16 protein-coding genes are annotated in these 14,893 nt (G+C 72.1%); 6 read left to right on the forward strand and 10 right to left on the reverse strand.

Annotation, left to right across the window (positions count from 1 at the left end; translation table 11 throughout):
- Window positions 1–188: 188 nt before the first annotated feature.
- The gene (locus H0E84_RS04450; protein WP_180677429.1) at window positions 189–461 is read left to right on the forward strand and encodes a DUF4242 domain-containing protein; all 273 of its coding nucleotides are present in this window, start codon (window positions 189–191) and stop codon (window positions 459–461) included.
- Between the two features lie 24 nt (window positions 462–485).
- Here H0E84_RS04450 and H0E84_RS04455 read toward each other — a convergent pair whose 3' ends face one another.
- A complete protein-coding gene (locus H0E84_RS04455) occupies window positions 486–665 on the reverse strand; it encodes a hypothetical protein (RefSeq protein ID WP_180677430.1) in 180 nt (59 codons plus the stop codon).
- Between the two features lie 112 nt (window positions 666–777).
- Complete coding sequence (locus H0E84_RS04460; protein ID WP_180677431.1) at window positions 778–2,001, reverse strand: HD domain-containing phosphohydrolase; 1,224 nt, start codon at window positions 1,999–2,001, stop codon at window positions 778–780.
- Window positions 2,002–2,165: 164 nt separating this feature from the next.
- Here H0E84_RS04460 and motA point away from each other — a divergent pair, with 164 nt between their 5' ends.
- The 5 genes from motA to H0E84_RS04485 all read left to right on the forward strand — a co-directional run bounded on the left by motA (window position 2,166) and on the right by H0E84_RS04485 (window position 5,643).
- Window positions 2,166–3,023: a flagellar motor stator protein MotA gene (motA, locus tag H0E84_RS04465; protein ID WP_180677432.1), complete on the forward strand. Its 858-nt coding sequence runs from the start codon at window positions 2,166–2,168 to the stop codon at window positions 3,021–3,023.
- Between the two features lie 2 nt (window positions 3,024–3,025).
- Entirely contained in the window at window positions 3,026–3,961 is a 936-nt protein-coding gene (gene motB, locus H0E84_RS04470; protein WP_180677433.1) for a flagellar motor protein MotB, read from the forward strand.
- Between the two features lie 538 nt (window positions 3,962–4,499).
- Window positions 4,500–4,739, forward strand: coding sequence for a hypothetical protein (locus H0E84_RS04475; RefSeq protein WP_180677434.1), 240 nt, complete (start codon window positions 4,500–4,502; stop codon window positions 4,737–4,739).
- A gap of 7 nt (window positions 4,740–4,746) precedes the next feature.
- Window positions 4,747–5,079 (forward strand): thioredoxin family protein, encoded by a 333-nt coding sequence (locus H0E84_RS04480; protein WP_180677435.1) that lies wholly within the window; start codon window positions 4,747–4,749, stop codon window positions 5,077–5,079.
- 171 nt (window positions 5,080–5,250) lie between these two features.
- On the forward strand, window positions 5,251–5,643 hold the full coding sequence (locus H0E84_RS04485; protein ID WP_180677436.1) for a host attachment family protein: 393 nt from the start codon (window positions 5,251–5,253) through the stop codon (window positions 5,641–5,643).
- A 149-nt stretch (window positions 5,644–5,792) separates the two neighbouring features.
- Here H0E84_RS04485 and H0E84_RS04490 read toward each other — a convergent pair whose 3' ends face one another.
- The 8 genes from H0E84_RS04490 to H0E84_RS04525 all read right to left on the reverse strand — a co-directional run bounded on the left by H0E84_RS04490 (window position 5,793) and on the right by H0E84_RS04525 (window position 14,668).
- Window positions 5,793–6,371 carry an exopolysaccharide biosynthesis protein gene (locus H0E84_RS04490; protein ID WP_180677460.1) on the reverse strand — a complete coding sequence of 193 codons (579 nt, stop codon included), beginning with the start codon at window positions 6,369–6,371 and terminating at the stop codon, window positions 5,793–5,795.
- Window positions 6,372–6,491: 120 nt separating this feature from the next.
- Window positions 6,492–6,701, reverse strand: a complete 210-nt coding sequence (locus H0E84_RS20365; protein WP_180677437.1) for an oxidoreductase-like domain-containing protein — start codon at window positions 6,699–6,701, stop codon at window positions 6,492–6,494.
- A gap of 101 nt (window positions 6,702–6,802) precedes the next feature.
- Window positions 6,803–7,993, reverse strand: coding sequence for a M23 family metallopeptidase (locus H0E84_RS04500; RefSeq protein ID WP_180677438.1), 1,191 nt, complete (start codon window positions 7,991–7,993; stop codon window positions 6,803–6,805).
- 113 nt (window positions 7,994–8,106) lie between these two features.
- On the reverse strand, window positions 8,107–9,216 hold the full coding sequence (locus tag H0E84_RS04505) for a serine hydrolase (protein WP_257644067.1): 1,110 nt from the start codon (window positions 9,214–9,216) through the stop codon (window positions 8,107–8,109).
- Window positions 9,213–10,325 (reverse strand): serine hydrolase, encoded by a 1,113-nt coding sequence (locus H0E84_RS04510; protein ID WP_180677439.1) that lies wholly within the window; start codon window positions 10,323–10,325, stop codon window positions 9,213–9,215. Before H0E84_RS04510 ends, H0E84_RS04505 begins: the two co-directional genes overlap by 4 nt.
- A gap of 25 nt (window positions 10,326–10,350) precedes the next feature.
- Complete coding sequence (locus H0E84_RS04515; protein WP_180677440.1) at window positions 10,351–11,481, reverse strand: acyltransferase family protein; 1,131 nt, start codon at window positions 11,479–11,481, stop codon at window positions 10,351–10,353.
- A gap of 158 nt (window positions 11,482–11,639) precedes the next feature.
- Window positions 11,640–14,054: a PAS domain S-box protein gene (locus H0E84_RS04520; protein WP_180677441.1), complete on the reverse strand. Its 2,415-nt coding sequence runs from the start codon at window positions 14,052–14,054 to the stop codon at window positions 11,640–11,642.
- Window positions 14,055–14,149: 95 nt separating this feature from the next.
- Window positions 14,150–14,668, reverse strand: coding sequence for an adenine phosphoribosyltransferase (locus tag H0E84_RS04525; protein WP_180677442.1), 519 nt, complete (start codon window positions 14,666–14,668; stop codon window positions 14,150–14,152).
- Between the last annotated feature and the right edge of the window lie 225 nt (window positions 14,669–14,893).

A 14,893-nucleotide genomic window follows, 5' to 3' on the forward strand; every position in this document is an offset into this window, starting at 1 on the left:
GAGGGGCATGGAGCCCCATGGCGGCCGCATCGCCAAGGCCGCGCCGCCACGGACCGCGCTGGCGCCGGCCGAGGACGACTGGCAGGAGTTCTGAGTCGTCCAGGCCGACCTGTTCGCGCTGGCCGGTCGCCGCGCCCGCCTGCGTGGAAGCAGATGGATCGAATGCGATCCGCCACGCCGGAGCCGTCATGCCCAGGTTCGTGATCGAACGCGAGATTCCCGATGCCGGCAGCCTGTCGCCGGAGGAGCTGAAGGGGATCTCGCAGACTTCCTGCGCGGTGATCCGCGACCTCGGCCCGCAGCTGCAGTGGGTGCAGAGCTACGTGACCGCCGACAAGGTCTACTGCATTTATCTCGCCCCGGACGAGCAGCTGCTGCGCGAGCATGCCCGGCAGGGCGGGTTCCCGGTGAATCGGATTTCGCAGGTCACCGCGGTCATCGATCCGCTCAGCGCCGAGTAGGCGCCGATCGGGGGCGCGCGGGACTCAGCGTCCGCCGCCGCCGCCGCTGTCGGGGTCGCGGATCGGCGGGATGGTGGGATCGGTCGGCTGGTCGGGCATCGGATCGATCGGCCGGTCGGGGACCGGGTCGCGTCCAGGGTTCGGGACCTGTCCGGGGATCGGGTCCGGGCGCGGTGGATCCCGTTCCGGGGTCGGCTGCTGCATGTTCGTCTCCGGCTGGGAAGAAGCGCGGACAGGGTGCGCGCCGCGCCGCGGTCGCGTCGTGAACGTCGCCGCGGAACGAGGCGGAGATGCGATGCCGGCCGCTCGGCGACGCTCACGGCATCCAAAGCTTCTCCAGGTTTCTGAATCCCCACTCGTGCGGGGACTCGATGCCGACGACCCGGTCCTGGCATCCGGGCGACGCCAGATCGATGTCCTGCAGCAGGATCTGTTCCCGGGCCCTGACCGAATGGAATGCGCGGACCTTCGGCGCGAGCAGCGATGCGGGACGCTGCTCGACGACCACGGCCAGGCGGTCCGACTCCAGCCGCACCAGGGTACCGAGCGGATAGATGCCCAGCGACCTGACGAAGGCCTTGAGCAGCAGCGGATCGAAATGCCCCTTCCATGACGCCATGCGCCGCAGCGATTCGCCCGGATCCCAGCCCTGCTTGTAGGGGCGGTTGGAGGTGATCGCGTCGTAGACGTCGCAGATGGCGCCCATGCGCGCGAGCAGCGGGATCTCCTCTCCCGCAAGGGCCGTCGGATAACCGCTGCCGTCGAGTTTCTCGTGATGGTGCATGGCGACGTCGAGCACCGCGTGGTTGCCGACCCCGCCCGCGCGCAGCAGCCGTGCGCCCTCCTCGGGGTGGCGTCTGACGACGGTGAACTCCTCCTCGGTCAGCTTGCCGGGTTTGTTCAGGATCGGCAGCGGCACGGCGGCCTTGCCCATGTCGTGCAGGAGTCCGCCCGTCGCCGCCTCCAGGGTCTGCGCTTCGGACAGGCCGAGCTGGCGGGCGAGCATCGCCATCAGCGCGCTGACCGCGACCGAGTGCAGGTAGGTGTAGTCGTCGGCAGTCTTGAGCCGGGCCACGCTGACCAGCGCGACCGGATTGCGCATCACCGAACCGGTGATGTCCTCCAGCAGCGGCAGCGCGGCCTGCAGATCCACGCTCCTGCCCAGCCGCGCCTCGCGGAACATCGCGCTCACCGCGTCGCGCCCGTCGAGACAGATGCGCCGGGCGCGCGCGATTTCCGAATCGAGATCGGCCGACGCTTCGGGGGAGGACCGCGCGGGGCGGGAGGGGCGCGCCGCCGATTCTGCCGATTCTGCCGTTTCCGCGGCCGCCAAGGCGCCCGCGGCCTCGTCCTGGCCGAGGTCGGCGCCGCGATCGGTGTCGATCACCAGCTGCTCGACGGTGCTGGCGGCCAGGCGCTGCACGGTGTCGTCGTCGGCCAGGAACGAAACGCGCCAGAACGGGTGCCTGAGCCATGGCCCCAGCAGCCGATGCACGTACATGCCGGCGCAGAGCTGGCTGGTTGCGATGGTCCTGAGCACGGTCTCCCCTCTGCCGGCGATTCTCCCACCGCCGGAGCGCCACGGCCAGCCGCCCCTGCCGTTCAGCGGGAATGCCGAGGCCGCATGCGGAAGAATGCCCTCGCCGCGCTAAACCCCGACGGCGACCGGCCGATATCCAGGTGCTCCCCCCCGCGGTCGCCTCCATGCTCGTCATCGTCGGTTTCGTCGTCGTCATCGTCAGCGTGGTGGGCGGGTACGTGCTATCGCACGGCCAGCTCCTGGCGCTGTGGCAGCCGTTCGAGCTGCTGATCATCGGCGGCGCGGCGCTCGGCGCGTTCGTCGCCGGCAACCCGATGAAGGTGGTCAAGGGCGCCGCGCGCGGCATTCCCGGCCTGCTGAAGGGGCCCAGGTACAGCCGCGACGACTATCTCGAGATCCTCTCGATGGTCTACGACGTGCTGCAGAAGATCCGCCGCGAAGGCTTCATCGGCATCGAGTCGGACATCGAACAGCCGGGCAGCAGCGCGTTGTTCGCGCGCTACCCGCAGCTGGCCGCCGACCATCACCTGATGGAGTTCGTGACCGACTGCCTGCGGCTGATGGTCGGCGGCGGCCTCGCCCCGCACGAACTCGAACAGCTGCTCGAGGTGGAGCTGGAGACCCACCATGCCGAAGCCGCCGAGCCCGCGCATGCGGTGCAGACCCTGGCCGACTCCCTGCCCGGCTTCGGCATCGTCGCCGCGGTGCTCGGCATCGTCATCACCATGAGCATGCTCGGCGGCGAGACCTCGGCGATCGGGGCCCACGTGGCCGCGGCGCTGGTCGGCACCTTCCTGGGCATCCTGCTCGGCTACGGCTTCGTCGGCCCGCTGGCCTCGGCCCTGGCGCACCGCGCCCATGAGGAAGGCAAGGCGTTCGAGATCATCAAGATGGCCCTGGTCTGCAACCTGCGCGGCTATGCGCCGCAGGTGGCGATCGAGTTCGCGCGCAAGCTGCTGTTCTCGGACGTGCGCCCGAGCTTCACCGATCTGGACGGCCGGCTGCGCGCGCGCAAGGCCTGACGATGGACGCCACCGACCAGCCGATCATCATCGTGCGCCGGGTGCGCAAGGTGGCCGGCAAGCACCATGGCGGCTCGTGGAAGGTCGCCTTCGCCGACTTCGCCATCGCGATGATGGCGTTCTTCCTGGTGATGTGGCTGATGGCGGTGGCCTCGCCCGAGGAGAAGGCGGCGATCTCCGAGTACTTCCGCAATCCCAGTGCGGTGGCCGGCACCAGCCTGGTGCCATCGGCGGGCGCGATCGGCGCCGGCGGCGCCGCCAACGACGTCATCCGCGTCAGCGGCACGATGGACCCGCCGACCGGTCCGGGCGCCGACGTCGGTGGTGTTGCGGATGCCGACGAGCGGGCGCTGCGCGAGCAGGACCGGCGCCAGCTGGAGGAGCTCAAGCGCGAACTGGAGGCGGCGATCGAGGCCAGCCAGGCGATGGCGCCGTTCAAGGACCAGCTGCTGCTCGACATCACCCCGGAAGGGCTGCGCATCCAGATCGTCGACCAGCTGAACCGGCCGATGTTCGAAATCGGCAGGGCGGAGCTGATGCCCTACGCCGACGCGATCCTGCGCGAGCTGGTGGTGTCGCTGGATGCGGTGCCCAACCGCCTCAGCCTCGGCGGCCATACCGACGAGACTCCCTACCAGGGCGGGGGGCGCAGCTACGGCAACTGGGAACTTTCGGCCGATCGCGCCAACGCCGCGCGCCGTTCGCTCGTCGGCGGCGGGCTGCCGGAGGTCAAGGTCGCCCGCGTGGTGGGGTTGGGCGCGTCGGTACCCTTCGACAAGGCCGACCCGCGCAGCCCGGTCAACCGCCGCATCAGCCTGATCGTGATGAACCGCGCCGCTGACGAGGCTGCCGCCGATGGCGCCTTCCTGTCCGAGGCCGCGCCCATGCCCTCGCCCACGCCGGGCCACGCCATGCCCGTTGCGGCGGCGCTGCCGTAGTCGCCCCGCCAGGTGGCGTAGCGCGGCTTGCCTCCTGCGACATGGTCGCGGGTCAGGCCGTTCGGAGCGCCTCCCGGGGGGCGGGCCGGGGGATACGTGACAAGTCGCTCCCCGATACTCGCTTGGTTGTCACGCATCCCCCGGCCCGCCTGGCGACGGCGCGGCGATCGGACCGGAAAACGTGGGCGCGGCAGGGGTCGCCACGCGGGCTCTTGCTCTTCGCAGGTGCCGGTGAAGTCCGGACCATCGGGTGGGGGTGGCGCCGCAACGAAGCGAGTATCGGGGAGCGGCTTGCGGTGCCACCCCCGCCCGATGGCCGCGCGACTTCGGGCCATTCGATCGAAAAGACCAGGGGAACTCGCTATGAGGTCCTGCGAGACGGGCCGGATGCCGAACGCAGCGGCCGGCCCGCATCGCGCAGCACCGCGCCGCCGTGCGGTCCTTGCCGAAGCGTGCCGGTGCCCACTCGGCATGCCGCCTTGGCGATGGCTTCACCGCAGCCCTGGCAGGCTGTGGCTTTCCGCGACGGATGTTCTCCATGACCGAGCGCAATCGCAAGGCCGACAAGAGCACCGGCGAAAGCCGCCACGAGCCGTCGGGCGCCCGGGTGCCGCGAGAGCGCAAGCGCCTGGCGAATACTGCGGTGAACGACCCGAAGGCTTCCAAGGGCGATGAATTCTCGCGTGGGGGCAACCCGTCAGGGGAGGGCAACGACCCCAGCCTGGTGCACGGGCCGACGCGGGTGCGCAAGGTTCCGCCTGATCGCTCCGGCGACTGAACGCCCGATGCCGTACCAGCCCGCCTATGCCGCGGAAGAACCGGCGGCCGAGGAGGTCGCCGCGCTGCCCGGGTGCACCGTGCTCGAGTTCGGCGCGCCGTGGTGTGGGCATTGCATCGCCGCGCAGCGCCTGGTGCAGCCGGCGCTGGCGGCGCGCGACGAGGTTCGCCATCTCAGGATCGAGGACGGCCGCGGCCGCCCCCTCGGCCGCGCCTTCGGGGTCAAGCTCTGGCCGACGCTGATACTGCTGCGCGACGGGCGGGAAGTGGCGCGGCTGGTGCGTCCCCAGGACGCCGGCGAGGTCGAGCGCGCGCTGGCCGTGCTCGCGTCGGAGCCATAGCCGCCCCATGCGGGGCCGAAGACCGTGGCGCTCCGGCGGCACTTCCCGCCGGAGCGCGGTCGCGCCGCATCATGGTCGCGCCGCGTGGGTCCGGATGTCGCAGTCGTCACGCACGGCTGCCTAGACTGCGGGCGTTCGCGCCGGAGCGGCGCATGCTGACGAGGAGGCGAAATGAAGATTCCCGAGGGAACCCTGGTGGTGGTCGCGGACGGCGGCGGCGCACGCGTGTTCCGCAATGTCGGCGACGAGCGTACGCCCGCGCTGAAGCAGGAGGCCCTGCTCGAATTGGTGAACATGAACGACGACGGCCCGGCGGGCACGATGCCGGCCGAGTCGAGCGGAATGCAGATCGACGAGGCCACGTTCGCCAAGCAGCTTGCGCAGGGCCTGAACGATGGCGCGCTGAAGAACAGCTACAGGCACCTGGTGCTGATGGCCGACCCGCAGACGCTCGGCCGGATCCGCCCGTTGCTGCACAGCGAAACCGGCGAGCGGCTGCTCGCCGAGGTGGCGAAGACGTTCACCAACGCGCCGCTCGAGGACATCGAGCGCGCGCTGGCATAGCGGTCGCCGGCGCGATCGCGCGCAATCCCACGCCCGGGAGCCGACCGGTCATCCAACCATCGCTTCCTGTAGGAGCGGCCCATGGCCGCGAAGGACGCGGGAGGCTCCGGTTGGCACGGCGGCGAGCGCGGAGGCGCGACGTTGCGGCATCACCCCAGGCCGGACAGATTGAACGCCGCAACGCCGATTCCGGCCGCGCAGATCACCGCGGCCGCCAGCACCAGCAGGCCGTCCCCGGCGACCAGGGCGAGGCCGATGACGGTGAGGACCGCGCCCGCCAGCGAGTTGGCGAAGGGCACCAGCTCCAGCGGCGGCATCGTCAGCGCGATCACCATGCACAGCAGCGCGACCGGATACGCTGCCCCGCCGCTGGTGGCGGCAAGCACCCGCAGCCTGGGCCGGATCAGGCGGTCGAGCACCCGCGATACCGGGCGCAATGCGCGCACCGCGCGCTGCAGCAGCCGCGGCCGGACGGGGCGCCGCAGCGCCCAGCCGGGCAACCAGAAGCTGCGCCGCCGGAGCAGCAGCTGGGTGGCCACCAGCAGCACCACCAGCGCCATCGCGGTCGGCAGGCCCGGCACGCCGCTCAGCGGCGACAGCACGATCACGCCCGGCACCAGCAGCAGCGGCCCGAACGAGCGTGCGCCAGCGGCGTCCAGCAGGTCGGCGACGGACATCCGTGGCTGATTCTCGGCGGCGCGTGCAAGGCGGTCGAGCAGGTCCTCCATTCCGGCGATCTCGTCGCTGTTCGATGGCGGTGGGCTGGGCTGGTCCACGTCGGCGCGCGCTGGGGCTTCGGGTCATCCTAGTGCCGCGCGGATGCCGGCGGCGTGGAGGCCGCCGCCGGTTCAACCTTCCTCGTCTTCCGGATGACGCGCGCGCCAGGCGGCGAGCGCCTCGCGGTAGAGCGCCAGCTCGTCGGCATAGAGGTCGTACACGCAGATTTCGCAGCCGCTTTCGCAGCAGTCGGTGGGCAGCGGCTTCTGCGGCGGCTGCGGCCGGGGATCGGAATCCCCGCCGGCGGGCCGGCGCCGGGCATGGTCTGGCGGTGTAGCCACACCGCGGATGATGCCGGATCGCGGCGCGACGCCGCGTGCATGCCCGGCAGGCGGCGCGCCCGCCGGCGGCAGCGGCCCGCGCCCGCCCGACGTGCCGGGCCCTAGCGCGCCGCTGGAGCGCGGCGTTCCGGGGTGGCCGAAGGAAACTCCAGCACCACGTTCGGGGCGGGACGTTCGCCTTCGCGCAGGGCGGCCACACCGGGTTCCAGCGGCTGCCAGCGGCCCGCGCCGAGCGCCGCGATCTCCGGCAGGCGGCCGAGCAGTTCGAAGCGCGTCAGCGCGAACGGCAGGCCTTCGGCGCCGAGCGGCGAGGGCCCGTCGGCGACATGGAAATGCAGGTGCGCGCGCCGCGAGTCCCCGGTGGAGCCGAGCGCGCCGATGACGGCGCCGGCCGCGACCCGTTCGCCGGGCACCACCCGCACGCTGCCGGGTGCGAGATGTTCGTAGAACACGTGGCGGCCGTCGTCCAGGCGGAGTACGACATGATTGCCGGCGGCATCGGCCAGGGCGCGCTTGGCGGGAGGACCGTCGGGCCCGGCCTCGGGGACGTCGTTGCGGGTCGCCACCACGGTCCCGGCGGCCACCGCAAGCACGTCCTCGCCGTAGCCCCATGCCTGCTGCGGAGCCGTCGCGCCGTCCGGCGCCAGGCGCCCTGCCTCGTCGAGCCGCAACCAGTCGATCGCCAGCCGTCCCGGAAGCGTCGCGCGTCCGTCGGCCGCGTAGAGGACACGGCGATGGCCGCGCTCCCACTCCGGCCCGTACACCGCCGCCCAGGGGCCGCCCCGCAGCGGTGGCCCGAACGCGGCGGCAGCCGCGAGCACGGGAGTTTCCGCGCCTTCCACTCGGAACGTCGTGCCCGGCGGATCGGCATCGGCCACCGCGTAGGCCACGCGGTGCCGCAGCGCCGGTGGCGCGGCCGCGGGCGCGAGTTCCAGTTCTAGGTAGAGGACGCGCCGCGCGCCGGGCGCCAGGGTCGCCGCCTCTTCGCCGGCAGCCAGCGGCGTCACCGGCGCCAGCCGCGCGTCGAGTCGTGCCTCGGCCAGGGTGGACAGTACCGCTCCGCTTTCCGCATCGATCACGTCGACCGCCTGCGGGCGCAACGGCTGCCGGGAGAAATTGGTGAGATGCAGCTCGTAGACCAGGAGCTCCCGGCCTTCGACGGGCACCGGCGCAGGGGCGGCCGGCACCCGCAGCTCGAACGATTCGCGCAACGCGTCGGACGCATGCGCCGGCGGCTGCGGCGCCCACAGGCAGGCGAGCGCCATGATCGTGCTGCAGGCGAAGCGGCGCATCGGCGTCTTCCGGAACGGGGTTCGCGCACAGGGTAGGGCGCGCAAAGCCGTGCACGAATGTGCCGGAAGGCTTGGTGCCCGGCCCGGATGGCGCGCCCCCGGCCGCGCCGGCGTCAGCCGGCCGGTGCGGCGAGCGCGACCTCCGCCAACGCGCCGCCCAGTGCCCGGAAGGCGCGCTCGGCCTGGCCGAGATCGTCGAAATCCTCGGCGCAGGCGAGCACCAGGGTGGCGCCCTCGGCGCCGCGGCCCGGATCGAGCACGCCGACGTTGCAGGCGCGCGCGAGCTGGGTCCCGGTCTTCTGGGCGAAGTCGACGCCGGCGGGCAGGCCCGCCTGGATGCGGGCGCCGCCGGTGCTGATGGCGCGCATGTGGTCGAGCAGCAGCCCGGTGGAGGCGGGCGAGAGCAGCCGGCCGGTGACCAGCTTCTCGAGCACGGTGGCGAAGCCCTCGAGGGTGGCGGCGTTCCTGCCGGTCTCGTAGTAGGCGCCGAACACCGATTCCAGGTCGTCGGCGTCGAGCGCCGCGCGCGGCACGCCCAGCTCGCGGGCCAGCGCTGCCAGCCGCGGTTCGCCGGCCTCGGCGTTGCGCAGCCGCAGCAGCGCGGTGTTGGGGAGGTCGGCCACGCCGGGGTGGAGCGCGCCGTAGGCGTCGTAGCGCACCTGCAGGATGGTGGTGATCGGACCGAAGCCGCCGCCGCTCCATTCGGCGATGCGGCGGTTCAGCGCGTCCTCGCCGAGCAGGCGGATCAGCATGTCGGTGGCGGTGCTGTCGCTGTCGCGCAGCGACTTTTCCAGCAGCGCGGCGATACTGAATCCCGTGCCGGGCTCCTGCGCGAGCATGTCTCCGGCGCCGTCGACGAAGTCGCTCTCGGCCAGTACCAGCTCGCGGTCCAGGGAAAGCTCGCCGGCGTCGACGCGTTCCAGCACCGCGATCGCCACCGGCACCTTGACCGTCGAGGACAGGTACCAGCGCCGGTCGCCGGCGCGGTCCAGGGTGCCGGCGTCCTCGCCCAGGCGCCGCACGTAGACCCCGAAGTCGCCGGGCATGTCCCCGTCGATCTCCCGGACTGCAGTCTCCAGCGGCGCGGCCCACACCGGCTCGGGAGCCCCCGGCGGCGCATCGATCGCGCCGCGCTCCGGAACTTCCTCGGTGCGGCATCCGGCCAGCAGCGCTGTGGCCAGCAGCGCGCCGAGCAGCATGCGGACGGTGCCTGTGGTCGTCATCGTGGGCCCCAATGTCTGGTGACCGGAGTAGAACGGTCCAATACACCCGATGCGGTGACGGCCGCGCCGACGTCGCGCAGCGCCCGCTCGCTGGCCGCCAGCGACAGCGAGCCGCGCGCGCAGGCGGCGACGACCACGCGCTCGCCGGTGCCCTGCATGGTGACGATGCCCATGTCGCAGGCGCGCCGATGCTGGGTGCCGGTCTTGTGGGCGAAGCGCGCGCCGTGCGGCAGTCCGGCCTTGATGCGGCGGTCGCCGGTCTTCACCCTGGACATCACCTCGAGCAGGTATGCGGTGCCCTCGGGCGCGAGCGCCAGGCCGTCGGACAGCATCGCCAGCATGCGGCCGAAATCGCGCAGCGGCGCGGCGTTGACGTTGCTGGCGTAGTACGCATCGAACGCGCCGTCCAGGTCGGGCTGCAGGAACTCGGCGGTCGTCACCTGCAGCAGGTCGGCGAGCTTGCGCACCCTGGCCGTGCCGCTGCCGGCGCGGCGCAGCGCCAGCAGGTCCGCCGAGCCCAGGCTGGCGGCGCCGGGGTGGAACGACGCATACGCGCGCCGGCGCACGTCGGCCAGGGTGGTGATGACCAGGTCGTCGGCGGCGAGCAATTCGCCGGCGACCGCGTTCACCCGGTCCAGGCCGACGCTGCGGATCAGCACGTCGGTGGCGGTGTTGTCGCTGTACACGATCATCTGCTCTAGCAGGTAGTCGATGCGCAGCCGGGTGCCGGCGGGATGCGAATTGGTCTGACCGGCGCCGTCGACGAAATCCTCCGGCAGCAGCCGGATGCGGCCGTCGAGCGCCAGTTCGCCGCGCTCGATCGCGCGCATCACCGCGATCGCCACCGGGATCTTGACCCCCGAGGCGAGGTACCAGGTTTCCTCGGCGCGGAACGAGAACGCTTCGTCGCGGCCGAGATGGCGCACGTAGACGCCGATGGCGCCGGGGTAGCGTGCGTCGGCGGCCTCCAGGCGCGCGCGCAGCGGGGCCGTCCATGACGGCTCGGGCGCCGCCAGCCTGGTCGGCTGGGGCGGGGCGGGCAGCGCCGCGGCCTGGCCGGGAGAGGCCAGCAGCACCGCGGCAAGAACGGCGTGCAGGCGTCGGGTCATCGCCGGCGGAGCGTACGCAACCGCATCAGGACCTGCGCTGAATGCCCTGCAGGCGCTGCAGCAGCCAGATCCATGCCGCGGTGGCCAGGATCAGCCCGAGACTCAGCACCAGCGCGTACTCGTAGTCCACGGTGTGCAGGTAGCCGAGCACGTCGCGGAACAGGATGAAGATCACCGCGATGTGGAACACGAACGCCATCAGCGCGTCGCTGCCGATGATCGTGACCGGGCGCAGGGCCCGCGCCAGCGGTTCGCCGCCGGCCACCGCCAGCGCCAGCAGCCCCAGCGCGCCACCGACGCTGAAGAGCATGAACATCGTTTCGGGCGGGTGCTTGCCCGCGTTGCGGGCGATCCCCTGCAGCACGTCGTCCAGGCCGTCGCCGGCCAGCGCGCCGAAGGCGAGCAGCAGTGCCGCCGATGCCAGCGCCAGCGCGCCGGCGAGCGCCAGCCGTGCCCGGGCGCGGTCGCGGCAGCGCAGCAGCAGGCCGCCGATCAGCAGGCCGAGCAGCACCAGCGGGCCGCGCGCCATCTGGCCCCAGGTGTAGTAGTCGGGATGCTCGACCAGCAGCGCCTGCAGTTGCGGCACGCCCCAGAAGTCGAAATGCTCCAGCAGCCACCACGACGCCAGCCCCAGCAGCACCGGGCTGGCCCAGCGCAGCAGCGCCGGCGCGCGCGCCCACAGCGGCAGCAGCCAGGGAATCCACAGCAGGGCGATCGCGTAGAAGCCGAGGATCTCCGCGTAGGACGGGAAGTCCCGGTAGAGCAGCGTATCGACGATCGCCTGGCGGTCGTGCAGCTGGTACATCTCCACCACCGTCAGCACCTTGTACCAGAACAGCACCACCAGCCCGCGCCACAGCAGGCGGTTGCGGCGCCGGGGCCAGTCGGCGGCGTGCGTGCGCGGAACGAAGATCACCGCCAGGGCGATGCCGAACACGATGATGAACAACGACGACGAGAACTTGGTCAGCGCATGCACCGGTACCATGCCCCAGTCGGTGAAGTCCTCGAACTGCAGCAGTCCGTTGACGCCGTGGCTGAGGATCATCAGGCAGACCGCGATGCCGCGTGCGAGGTCGATCGCCTCGATGCGGCCGTGCGGCGGGGACAGGGGTCGCGCGTTGTCATCGCCGGTTGCGCGGTCGACCCCGCTCATCCCGGGCGGCCCACCCGCGGACGGAGACTGGCGGGACGCTGGCGGCTGGATGCCTGCATCGGTGGCGGTTCTCGTGGCAGCGGCGCTCCAGTTTTGTCGGCGCGTGCAGAAAGCGGCGTGAAGCTCCCTCGATAGCGAATCCGTTGCCGGCCCGCCGCTCAGGCCCGGGCGCCGCCCGGCCAGGGAGAGGCGCAGTGCTTGCCGGCGCGCTTGGCGATGTAGAGCGCCTCGTCGGCGCGCTTGAGCGCGGTCGACAGCGGGATGCGCGCAGGGTCGGCGACGTGGTAGCCGACGCTGCAGGACACCCCGCCGCCGCTGCCGGTGGCATAGCGCGAAGCCACGTGCGAGACCGCGTCGACGAGTTTCGCGGCCACCAGGCTGGCGGTCTCGTCGTCGTCGACGTGGACGGCGATCACCGCAAACTCGTCGCCGCCCATGCGCGCGAGCAGGTCTTCGGTACGCAGGACATCGACCAGGGTCGAGGCGATGTCGACGAGCAGGGCATCGCCGACCGCGTGGCCGAGTTCGTCGTTGACCGTCTTGAAATCGTCCAGGTCCAGGAAGAACACCGCCATCGCCTGCTGCGTCCCGGCCGCCGTTTTCCAGCAGCGCTGGGCGCGGATGTCGAACCCGGCGCGGTTGAGCAGGCCGGTGAGCGCGTCGCGGTCGGCGCGGTCGGCCAGCTCGCGCTGCCGTGCGCGCTCCAGCGTCACGTCGCGCAGCATCACGTGCACGCCGTCCACCCGGCCGCGATGGTCCTGCTGCGGGATGAAGACCGCGTTCCAGCTGCGCAGCACCGCGCCGTGCGGATCTTCCAGCTCGACCTCGTGCTGCTCGCCCTCGAGGGCGCGGTAGACGCCCTCGACGAAGTACGGCGTCGCCGGCTCCTGGATCAGCTCCACCAGCGGCCTGCCGACGATCTCCGCCGCCGGACGCTGCAGCTCTTCCAGCCAGCCGCGGTTGGCGAACTCGACGCGACCGTTGCGATCCAGGAACATCAGCAGCAAGGGCAGGGCGTCGGCGAGCGTGGCCAGACGCCGCTGCCCGCGCTTGGTCGCCGCCTGGGCCTCGCGCTCGCGGGTCACGTCCTGGATCGCCCCCACGAAACCCGCGTGCACGCCGTCGAGGTTCAGCCGCGCCGCGTGCACCTTCACGCACACGACCCTGCCGTCGGCGTGCAGGAAGCGCTGCTCGCCGGAGTAGCGCTCCTGCTCGCCGGCGGCCGCCCGCTGCCACTCCGCGTGCACGCGCTCGCGGTCGTCCGGGTGCAGGGCGGCGAGCCATCCCTGGCCCAGCGCCTGCGCCTGGTCGAGCCCGGAAAGCTGTTCGAAGGTGCGGTTGACGTAGGTGCACATGCCCTGGGCGTCGGTATGGAACAGCCCCAGCGGCGCGGCATCGTTGATCGCCGCCATTTCGGCGGTCCTGGCCCGCAGCGCCTGTTCGGTACGGCGCTGCTCGGTGATGTCCTGGGCGTAGGCGAGCACGATCGGCGGCTCGCCCTCCGGACGGAACAGGCGGTTGTGGTAGATCCACGTGCGCGGCGCGCCGCTGCGGTGGAGGGGGGCGATCAGGCCGCGGTCCTCGCCCTGGGCGCGGATCCGCACCAGGTAGTCGCGGAACGGCTGCTGCGCCCCGGCCGGCAGGTACTCGGACAGGCGGTGGCCGATCATTTCTTCGGCGTCGCGCCCGAGCGCGGTGGCCGCGGCCGGATTGAGCGCGATCAGCACGCCGTCCAGGTCGTGGGTGCAGAAGCAGCCGAGGCTCTGTTCGAAGACGGCGCGATAGCGGCGCTCGCTGTCGGCGACGCGCCGCTGCGCTTCGCGCTGAGCTGTGACGTCGAGCACGATCGCGATGCGACAGTCGCGGCCCTGGAAACGGATCCGGTCGGTATGCATCTGGACGCTGAGGACGCGGCCGTCGGCGGTGATGTGGCGGCAGTCGCGGGCGTCGCGATGGTCGCCCGGCGCCGAGCGCAGTTCGTCGAGAAAGGCGTCGTGCTCCTCCGGGGCGCAGACGTCGAGGGCGCTCAGCGCGAGCATTCCCTCGCGGCCGTAGCCATAGAACGAGGCGGCCGCTTCGTTGGCGGCCAGCATGGAGAGGGTCTGTTCGTCGTACACGAAAACAGGGACCGGGTTGTGGTCGAACAGCGCCCGCAGTTCCTCGCGTGACTCGCGCTCCAGGTTCTCGTTGCGCTGGCGCACGGACGCATAGCGCAGCGCGCGCTCGAGCGTGTCGGCGCGCGCCTCGACCTTGCGCAGATAGTCCTGGGCGCCCGCGGCGATCGCCTCGGCGCCGATGCCGGCCTCGTCGTTTCCGGTCAGCACGATCACCGGTACGCCGGGGTAGCGGCCGGCGATGCGCTCCACGCCTTCCACGCCGCGGCAGTCCGGCAGCCCCAGGTCGAGCAGGACCGCATCGTAGGGCGTCGTCGCCAGCATCTGCAGCGCCGCGCCGAGCGTCGGCGCGAAATCGACGCGCCGCGTCGCGTGCTGGGCGCGCTTGAGCAGCGCTGCGTACAGCATCGCATCGGTCCTGGTGTCCTCCACCAGCAGGATCGTCTGCGCCGGGCTCATCCGTTCAGGGTAATCCAAGCGGAGTCCGGAGGGCGTGTTGGCGCAGGGTCACGGCGTGGCTCCTCGTCGACCGGCCGTTCGGCCGACATCCGGTCTCACTGCGCCGCCGCGGCGATCAGCGGCGTCGGGTCGCGCCAGTGTGCGCGGCCGCCCAGGACCTGCAGTTCGATCAGCACCGCTGCGCCCGCGACCGCGGCCCCCTGGCGCTGGAGCAGGGCCAGCGCCGCCAGCAGGGTGCCGCCGGTGGCCAGCACGTCGTCGACCAGCAGGACACGCGCTCCGGGCGGCAGCGCATCGGCGTGCACCTCCAGGCGGTCGCTGCCGTACTCCAGCGCATAGTCCTGGGCGAGCGCGCGTGCCGGCAGCTTGCCCGGCTTGCGGATCGGGACGAACCCGGTCCGCAGCGCCTGCGCCAGCGCCGCCCCGAGGATGAAGCCGCGCGACTCGATGCCGGCCACGGCGTCCAGTGCGGCGTCTCGCCAGGGCGCCGCCATCGCCTCGACCGCGGCGGCAAAGGCAGCGGGGTCGGCCAGCGCCGGAGTGATGTCCTTGAACGCGATGCCCGGTTTCGGGAAATCGGGAACGTCGCGGACCAGGGTCTGCCAGTCGCTCATGCGTTTGGTGCCGTTGGGGTACGGCGCATCGTACCGGCCGGTCGCACGGCGCGCGCGTGCGGCGATCACACCGGCAGTTCAGGACGCATCCAGACTGCGCCGGGGGCGCATGACGGCGCGGCGTCTGGACGGCCGGAAGGCATGCGTCCGGTGTCGCACGCCGTTCCGGGCGCGCCCCGGTTCACCGCCCGTTCGCGCCCTCGGCGGGAGCATCGGCGCACGTCG

This window comes from Luteimonas salinisoli (assembly GCF_013425525.1).
Lineage (GTDB): Bacteria > Pseudomonadota > Gammaproteobacteria > Xanthomonadales > Xanthomonadaceae > Luteimonas > Luteimonas salinisoli.

Excerpts from the sequence above, each read along its gene's own strand:
- H0E84_RS04480 (WP_180677435.1), top strand. The coding sequence starts at position 4,747 with ATGCCGTACCAGCCCGCCTATGCCGCGGAAGAACCGGCGGCCGAGGAG.
- H0E84_RS04505 (WP_257644067.1), bottom strand. The coding sequence starts at position 9,216 with ATGACGACCACAGGCACCGTCCGCATGCTGCTCGGCGCGCTGCTGGCC.
- motA (WP_180677432.1), top strand. The coding sequence starts at position 2,166 with ATGCTCGTCATCGTCGGTTTCGTCGTCGTCATCGTCAGCGTGGTGGGC.
- motB (WP_180677433.1), top strand. The coding sequence starts at position 3,026 with ATGGACGCCACCGACCAGCCGATCATCATCGTGCGCCGGGTGCGCAAG.
- H0E84_RS04500 (WP_180677438.1), bottom strand. The coding sequence starts at position 7,993 with ATGCGCCGCTTCGCCTGCAGCACGATCATGGCGCTCGCCTGCCTGTGG.
- H0E84_RS04515 (WP_180677440.1), bottom strand. The coding sequence starts at position 11,481 with ATGAGCGGGGTCGACCGCGCAACCGGCGATGACAACGCGCGACCCCTG.
- H0E84_RS04520 (WP_180677441.1), bottom strand. The coding sequence starts at position 14,054 with ATGAGCCCGGCGCAGACGATCCTGCTGGTGGAGGACACCAGGACCGAT.
- H0E84_RS04525 (WP_180677442.1), bottom strand. The coding sequence starts at position 14,668 with ATGAGCGACTGGCAGACCCTGGTCCGCGACGTTCCCGATTTCCCGAAA.
- H0E84_RS04450 (WP_180677429.1), top strand. The coding sequence starts at position 189 with ATGCCCAGGTTCGTGATCGAACGCGAGATTCCCGATGCCGGCAGCCTG.
- H0E84_RS04485 (WP_180677436.1), top strand. The coding sequence starts at position 5,251 with ATGAAGATTCCCGAGGGAACCCTGGTGGTGGTCGCGGACGGCGGCGGC.
- H0E84_RS04490 (WP_180677460.1), bottom strand. The coding sequence starts at position 6,371 with ATGGAGGACCTGCTCGACCGCCTTGCACGCGCCGCCGAGAATCAGCCA.
- H0E84_RS04475 (WP_180677434.1), top strand. The coding sequence starts at position 4,500 with ATGACCGAGCGCAATCGCAAGGCCGACAAGAGCACCGGCGAAAGCCGC.
- H0E84_RS04510 (WP_180677439.1), bottom strand. The coding sequence starts at position 10,325 with ATGACCCGACGCCTGCACGCCGTTCTTGCCGCGGTGCTGCTGGCCTCT.
- H0E84_RS04455 (WP_180677430.1), bottom strand. The coding sequence starts at position 665 with ATGCAGCAGCCGACCCCGGAACGGGATCCACCGCGCCCGGACCCGATC.